The 7464-nt window shown below is 41.6% G+C and carries 5 protein-coding genes and 1 pseudogene; 4 read left to right on the forward strand and 2 right to left on the reverse strand.

What is annotated here, in order from left to right; all coding sequences use genetic code 11:
• Positions 1-186 (forward strand): annotated as a pseudogene (locus PX482_RS12115) (prephenate dehydratase); the annotation flags it as partial.
• Between the two features lie 41 nt (positions 187-227).
• Here PX482_RS12115 and PX482_RS12120 read toward each other — a convergent pair.
• Positions 228-2156: a sensor histidine kinase gene (locus tag PX482_RS12120; protein ID WP_288122476.1), complete on the reverse strand. Its 1929-nt coding sequence runs from the start codon at positions 2154-2156 to the stop codon at positions 228-230.
• 91 nt (positions 2157-2247) lie between these two features.
• Here PX482_RS12120 and PX482_RS12125 point away from each other — a divergent pair, with 91 nt between their 5' ends.
• Together PX482_RS12125 and PX482_RS12135 are read left to right on the forward strand one after the other, a co-directional pair.
• Positions 2248-2928, forward strand: coding sequence for a RibD family protein (locus PX482_RS12125; RefSeq protein ID WP_288122477.1), 681 nt, complete (start codon positions 2248-2250; stop codon positions 2926-2928).
• Positions 2929-3183: 255 nt separating this feature from the next.
• Positions 3184-4374: a GNAT family N-acetyltransferase gene (locus PX482_RS12135; protein WP_287767266.1), complete on the forward strand. Its 1191-nt coding sequence runs from the start codon at positions 3184-3186 to the stop codon at positions 4372-4374.
• A 28-nt stretch (positions 4375-4402) separates the two neighbouring features.
• Here PX482_RS12135 and PX482_RS12140 read toward each other — a convergent pair whose 3' ends face one another.
• Positions 4403-4987, reverse strand: a complete 585-nt coding sequence (locus PX482_RS12140; protein ID WP_287699703.1) for a MiaE family protein — start codon at positions 4985-4987, stop codon at positions 4403-4405.
• A 132-nt stretch (positions 4988-5119) separates the two neighbouring features.
• Here PX482_RS12140 and glyS point away from each other — a divergent pair, with 132 nt between their 5' ends.
• A complete protein-coding gene (gene glyS, locus PX482_RS12145) occupies positions 5120-7252 on the forward strand; it encodes a glycine--tRNA ligase subunit beta (protein ID WP_002760146.1) in 2133 nt (710 codons plus the stop codon).
• Positions 7253-7464: the final 212 nt, after the last annotated feature.

Below are 7464 nucleotides of genomic sequence, written 5' to 3' on the forward strand. Positions count from 1 at the left end.
GAATCGCGACCAACTAAACGATCTTTAGGAGAATACATATTTTTTATCGATCTAGAAATTAATCCAGATCAACAGCATTTAATCGCAGAAACTTTAGAAGAATTAACCAATTATACCGATGCGATCGATGTTCTTGGTGCTTATCAGGTGGTTAATTTGCCTGTAGAAAGTTTAGAGGAATTATAAACTAAGTTGCCCAGAAATTACAGTAGTTAAATAGAGATATTTTAGCTTTTAAGAGAGGGAAGAATCGGCAAAGATGAGTTTTCCTCTGGTGGAGTAGAATCAAGCTTTCTTTCCCCCACTAGAGGAAGAATAATTTCTACAGTTGTTCCTAAACCTTGACCTTGACTAGAGATAGTAATATCTCCCCCCATCATTTTCATAAAATTCTTAGAAATAGCTAATCCCAAACCCGTACCGCTAAATTTTCTAGTTGTGGAACCATCAATCATCACAAAAGGACGGAATAATTTTGATTGTTGCTGGGGGTCTATACCGATTCCTGTATCGATTATAGTAATAATAGCCTGTGTATTTTCTAGGCGAGTTATTAAAGAAATTGTGCCTGTATCAGTAAATTTAATTGAGTTAGAAATAACATTCAAAATTACCTGTTTAAATTTAGTGGTATCAGCATAGACTATAGTAATTTCTGGACAAAAAAGTAGATTGAATTTTAAGTGCTTACGTTGCAGCGATGCTGTTTGTAAATTAATAACTTCATTGATAATTTGGTGTAAATCTACTGGTTCAGGATTAACGGAAAGTTTGCCCGCTTCTATTTTAGCAATACTGAGAATATCATCAATAATTTCCAAAAGATGTACGGATGCCTTATCCGCTTGTTGCAGATATTCTTTTTCCTCCTCCTCACTATTACAAAATCCATCCATAACGCAACGAATTGAGCCAATAATACCATTGAGAGGGGTGCGTAATTCGTGGGAAGTATTCGCCAAAAATTGGTTTTTTAATTGATTAGCATTTTCCGCTTCTTGCCAACTCTTAACTATTTCCTCTCCCCAAAGGCGTAAACGTTCGAGCATTTCCTCTAGGGCCGAGGCTAACTGATTAATTTCTCGAATATTAAAGTTCTGTGGTGTAATATTTTGTGAAGGAATTTTCTGAATATTTAAGGCATAATCTCGCAGTTTTTCTAAAGGTCTAGCTAAATCCCTAGTGATCAGTATAATAGCTACTAAATAAGCTAATAATAAACCAGAAATTAGATAAAAAATTGCCTCCCAAATTTGTTGTAGAGGAGCCAGAGCTTGGGAGAGAGGACTAATGGCTAAAACTATCCATTTTTGGGATGATTCTCCCGTAACTGGACTGGGGAGGGAACTATAACCAGCGACTAACTCTTTGCCATATTTCTCGAAAGAAAATAAATGGAGAAATCTCTGTTGACCTCTAACAGCATTACTGATGATTATATTGAGGCGTTCAGCATCAGCTTCTTGACTGATATGGCTACCAATGCGATCAAAATAGGGATGAGCGAGAATAATGCCATTTTCAGAAATAACCACGGGATAACCTGACAAAGAACCGGGTAAAACCTTCTCACTGTAAAGGAGAGAAGCTTGCAGAATCAGACTAGATTGTAATTGTCCTTGATTATCGTAGATGGGAACGGCAAAAATTAATTCTAATTGACGATTATTATTGGGAGATTTAGTTAGAAATTGCTTGGGTAAACTTCTAACTAAAATATTTTCGATATTCCCAGCAAAGCCAGTCCGTTTTTCCGTCCATCTTTCTAGTGGCAAAACTTGGATAACTTCTGGTTCACAGGCTCGATTTAATAAAGGTTGCTTGGTCTTAACATCAATTAATCCCACACAGTTAATCTGATTAGGAAGCTGCGCCGTGAATTGTTGTAAAAAAGCTTCTTTTTCGGCTAAGGTTCCCTGTTTTAAAACCAGACTTTCACCCGCAGTGATAAGATTAACCTGCAAAAATTGAATTGATTGATCAATATTATCTGCTTTTCTGACGGCACTTTCGGTCAGATTTTGACGGGCCGTTTCCAAAAAAGCCGAACGCGCCTTACGATAGGTAACATAAACTCCCATTAGTAGTACAGGTACACTGACCAGGAGTAAGCGAGAGAGCAGAATACGACGAAAGGAGGATTGACCGATAGACATAGGCAGAAATTGGTTTGATTCTTGCTATCAAACTCCAGACTATACTAGCCTATTCACCAATCAGACTGGGTGATATCCCCGAGCATTTGCCATGAATTGTCCTCACACCACCGTTATTTTAGCCATGAGTGCCGATGGTAAAATTGCCGACGCCTACCAGTCGGCGGCCAGATTTGCCTCTGCTACCGATAAAATGCGTCTAGAACAACATTTATCGCGCATGGATGCCGCTTTATTCGGTGCTAACACCCTGCGCGCTTATCACACCAGTCTTCCTATCCGTCATGCCGATTTTCTCGCATACCGTCAACAACGGGGATTATCTCCCCAGCCGATACAGATCGTTTGTTCTCATTCAGGCCAGCTTGATCCCCGGATGAAATTTTTTCAGCAGCCTTTCCCGCGCTGGTTAATCACGGCAGCGGAAAAAGTGGCGGCATGGGAAAATCGGGGTTTATTTGAGCTTGTCTTAGTCTGCGGTGATTGGAAGGCTATTTTTAGTCAATTTACCACCCTAGGTATTAAAAAGCTGGCGATTCTGGGAGGAGGTGAATTAATTGCCTCTCTTTTAGCTGAAGATTTAATCGATGAAATCCATCTAACCATTTGTCCGTTGCTGTTAGGAGGCAATAAAGCGGCAACTCCTCTGGCAGGAACTGGATTTATGGCTGATTCTGCCAGAAAATTACAACTTTTGAGCGTGGAAACCGTGGAAGAAGAAATTTTCTTACATTATTCCCTTGAACGGCAGTCCCATAAATCTCAAAACTAGATTACCTTAAATAGGGTCTGCTGAAAAAGTTTGTTGGTGGGGGCAGGGTGTGGGGTGTAGGGTGTAGGGTGTAGGGTTTTACTGATTTTGAGGTACTCAGTTACCTAATTTTCAGGGAAAAAGTCCCGGAATTTTACCCCTAATCACTCCCAGTCCGGTACTTTTTGATTGACAAAAAGTCTAAAAGTCTTACCCAACAAGGGTTTTAGATTTATTCAGCAAACCTTAAATAAAAAGGTTGACTTATCTTGTCCCATGGTAGAACAGCTTAAACCCCAATATTCTGTCGTTTGGATTGATAAAATGAGTGAGATTCCCCAACAAAAATGGGATGCTCTCGCTCAACCCCTAACTACTCCCTTTCTCGAGTGGGAATGGTTACATAATATCGAAACTTCCGGCAGCGCCACGGGACGCACGGGGTGGCAACCTGCTCATCTAACAGTTTGGTGCGGTGCTGAGTTAATTGCCGCCGCTCCTTTGTATATTAAAAGTCATAGTTACGGTGAATTTGTCTTTGACCATCAATGGGCAGATCTTTCCCATCGTTTAGGGATTAGATACTATCCGAAACTGTTAGGAATGACCCCTTTTACTCCGGCGGTGGGTTATCGTTTTTTAATTGCTCCGGGGGAAAATGAACTGGAGATTACTGCTTTAATGATAGCGGCAATCGATCATTTTTGTGACCAAAATAATCTGTCGGGTTGTCATTTTCTTTTTGTGGATCCCCAATGGCGAATTTTAATGGAAAATTTTGGCTTTACTCCCTGGTTACACCATAGTTATATTTGGAATAACAAAGGTTTTCAAAGTTTTGAAGATTATCTGACGGTTTTTAATGCTAATCAACGCCGCAACATTAAACGGGAACGGAAAGCGGTGACTAATGCGGGGTTAATTATTAAAACTCTGGCTGCCGAAGAAATTCCCCATCATTTATTCCCGTTAATTTATCGGTTTTATAGCAGTACCTGTGATAAATTTTACTGGGGAAGTAAATATCTGACACAGAAATTTTTTGAACAATTATATCCGAATTATCGTCAGCGAGTGGTTTTGATTACTGCCTACCAGAATGAAAAGGATACTAAACCGGTGGGTTTATCTTTTTGTATTCGCAAAGATACTAATCTTTATGGTCGTTACTGGGGAAGTTTTCAAGAGTACGACTGTTTACATTTTGAAGCTTGTTACTATCAACCGATCGATTGGGCAATTAGTCAAGGTATTACCATGTTTGACCCCGGCGCGGGAGGACAACATAAAAAAAGACGGGGTTTTCCCGCCACTGCCAATCACAGTTTACACCGTTTTTATCATGGTAAAATGACTCAAATTCTCCGCAACTATATCCAGGAAATTAATCAAATGGAACAGGAAGAAATTGAGGCAATCAATCAAGATTTACCCTTTTCTAAGAGAGAAATTGAGTTGAACGAGTAATTTAGATAGGGTTTGTCCTTGGGTGCAATCAACTATGAATACGAGGTTCCGGGTGCAGAGTAGTGAGAATTTCACTTTCGAGCGCCGCTAGGGTTTCTAAGCGTTGCTCGATCACTGTCCGTTCAAAATAATCCGCTGCTAATAGCCAATAAATACCATAATGACGCGCTTCGGAAGCCATTAAACCGCGATAAAATTGAGCTAATTGAGGATCGGGACAATATTCTGCCAATAAACCTAATCTTTCGTGGGAACGCGCCTCGATTAAAGCTGATATTAACAGCGAATCCAAAAGGCGATCAGGTTCTTGGTGACGAATCTGGGCCTTTAATTTAGCACCATAAGGGGGAGAATTCAAGGGAGCGAGGGGAATTCCCCATTTATCTAACCATTGATTGACCTGTTCAAAATGTTCTAATTCCTCTTGTGCGATCGCAGTTAATTTCCGCACGAGGGAAGCGTAGGAAGGATAACGAAACATGAGATTTAAGGCCACTCCTGCCGCTTTTCGCTCACAATGGGAATGATCGAGCAGAATAATCCCTAAATTATTAATTGCCTGTTCTATCCAATCCTCAGAGGTGGCACTGACTAATAAATTAATCTTTCCCATCGTCGCTGATTCCAATTTGCTGCCTCTTTCACCCTAACCCAAAAAGTCGAACAACACCAGTCAAAAACTAAGGACACGGCTTCTGTGATAGCCTAGATGATTGGTGAAGCATAAACACGGCCAATCAATCAGATGGATTTTTTACTGGAAGTCGGTACAGAAGAACTACCCGCAGATTTTGTCGATAGCGCGATCGCACAATGGCGGGAAAGAGTTAGCAAGAGTTTAGAGACGGAATCTCTGGACGCGACTGCTATTCAAGTTTACGCAACCCCGCGCCGTTTGGCCGTGTTAATCACAGGATTACCGAGGGAGCAAGAAGCTCGCAGCGAGGAGATAAAAGGACCGCCAGTTAGTGCCGCCTACAAAAATGGCAAAATTACCGCTGCTGGTGAGGGTTTTGCTCGAAAACAGGGAGTTAGCACCGCTGCTTTCTCAATTCGTGCCACAGACAAAGGAGAATTTGTCTATATTGAAAAAACGATTCCAGGTCGTCAAACAGCCGAGATTTTAACTGAATTAATTCCCCAATGGATTACCCGTTTGGAAGGAAGACGTTTTATGCGTTGGGGAGATGGAGATTTAAGATTTCCCCGGCCAATTCGTTGGTTATTAACTTTAGTGGATGGGGAAGTTTTGCCCCTAGAATTAATTAATGGCTCTACCACTTTAACCAGCGATCGCTTAACTTTTGGTCATCGCATTCTACACCCGCAATCCTTAGCCATTAGTCATCCCCAAGCATATTTAACCAGTTTGCGCTCGATTTTTGTGGAAGCGGATCCGCAAGTGCGTCAACAGATAATTACCGCTCAGATTACCACCCTGGCCAAAAAACTCAAGGGAGTGGCAGAAATTCCCGCAGATTTATTAGCAGAAGTGACTAACTTAGTCGAATATCCCACGGCAATTGTTGGCAAATTTGACGATGAATTTCTGGAATTACCCCCAGAAGTAATTATTACCGTGATGGTGACACATCAGCGTTATTTCCCGGTGAAAACTCCCCAGGGTTTGTCACCCTATTTTATTACTATTTCCAATGGCGATCCCCAGAAATCTGAGATTATTTCCGCGGGAAATGAAAGGGTTATCCGCGCGCGGTTAGCTGATGCCAGATTTTTCTATACTGCCGATTGTGATGAACCCTTAGATAGTTTTCTTCCTCAACTGGAAACCGTCACTTTCCAAGAAGAATTGGGAACCATGCGCGATAAAGTCGATCGGATTATGGAAATTGCCCAGATGATCGTCGAACAGTTAAATCTCGATGAACAAAGTCGCAGTGATATAGAGTCCACTGCCATGCTTTGTAAAGCGGATTTAGTTACCCAAATGGTCTATGAATTTCCAGAATTACAGGGAGTAATGGCCGAAAAATATGCTTTAATTAGTGGCGAATCGGCTATAGTTGCCCGGGGCATTTTTGAACATTATCTGCCTCGCAATGCCGGGGATTTACTCCCGGAAACAATCACTGGTCAAGTGGTGGGAATTGCTGATCGCTTAGATACTTTAGTCGGTATTTTTGGACTGGGAATGCTGCCCACTGGTTCCTCAGATCCCTTCGCTCTCCGTCGGGCTGCCAATGCAATAATTAGTATTATCTGGTCAGCCGATTTTAATATCAATCTTTTGGCATTAATTGAGCAGATAGCTAAGGATTTTGTCACCAGTCATCCCGATAAAACCAACCCAGTCAATCTGATTAAAGATTTCTTTTTACAACGTCTGCAAACTCTCTTAATTGATGATTTGAGGATAGATTATGATCTCGTTAATGCAGTTTTAGGGGAAAACGATCCAGAGTATAAGTCTCGCGCTTTAGAAAATTTATTAGATACCCGTGAACGCGCCCGCTTTTTATGCCAAATTCGTCAGGATGGTCAGTTAGCCAACATCTATGAAACCGTCAATCGCTCGACCCGTTTAGCACAAAAAGGAGATTTAGATACAACTACCCTAGAAGCCAAGGGAATCATCAATACGGAGTTATTTGAACAATCCTCCGAACCAGCATTTTATGACGCTTTAATTGCCCTAATTCCCGAAACTATCAGCGCAAGAGAGCAAAGAGATTATCAGCGTCTCGTCACTGCTTTAACAGCAATTTCTCCCCTGGTGGCTGACTTTTTTGATGGCGAAAATAGTGTGTTAGTCATGGCAGAAAAAGAATCTGTCCGTCGCAATCGTTTAAATCTGTTGGGTTTACTGCGAAATCACGCCCGAGTCCTAGCAGATTTTGGGGCAATTGTCAAGGGATAATTCAGTTATCAGTTATCAGTTATCAGTTATCAGATTTGAGTTTTCAGTGGACAGTGGTAATCAGTGAGCAGTTGTCAATAGACTACCTTTATTGATTCTCCCCATCACCCCATCACCCCATTTCCCCATCACCCCACACCCTACACCCTACACCCTACACCCTACACCCCACACCCCACACCCCACACCCCACACCCCACACCCCACTTCCC

It is taken from the genome of Microcystis sp. M53602_WE12 (assembly GCF_030065455.1).
Taxonomy (GTDB): domain Bacteria; phylum Cyanobacteriota; class Cyanobacteriia; order Cyanobacteriales; family Microcystaceae; genus Microcystis; species Microcystis aeruginosa.

What these genes read in the sequence shown, in the direction of transcription:
- glyS (WP_002760146.1), top strand. Translation starts at nt 5,120, where the DNA reads ATGGATTTTTTACTGGAAGTCGGTACAGAAGAACTACCCGCAGATTTT.
- PX482_RS12125 (WP_288122477.1), top strand. Translation starts at nt 2,248, where the DNA reads ATGAATTGTCCTCACACCACCGTTATTTTAGCCATGAGTGCCGATGGT.
- PX482_RS12140 (WP_287699703.1), bottom strand. Translation starts at nt 4,987, where the DNA reads ATGGGAAAGATTAATTTATTAGTCAGTGCCACCTCTGAGGATTGGATA.
- PX482_RS12135 (WP_287767266.1), top strand. Translation starts at nt 3,184, where the DNA reads ATGGTAGAACAGCTTAAACCCCAATATTCTGTCGTTTGGATTGATAAA.
- PX482_RS12120 (WP_288122476.1), bottom strand. Translation starts at nt 2,156, where the DNA reads ATGTCTATCGGTCAATCCTCCTTTCGTCGTATTCTGCTCTCTCGCTTA.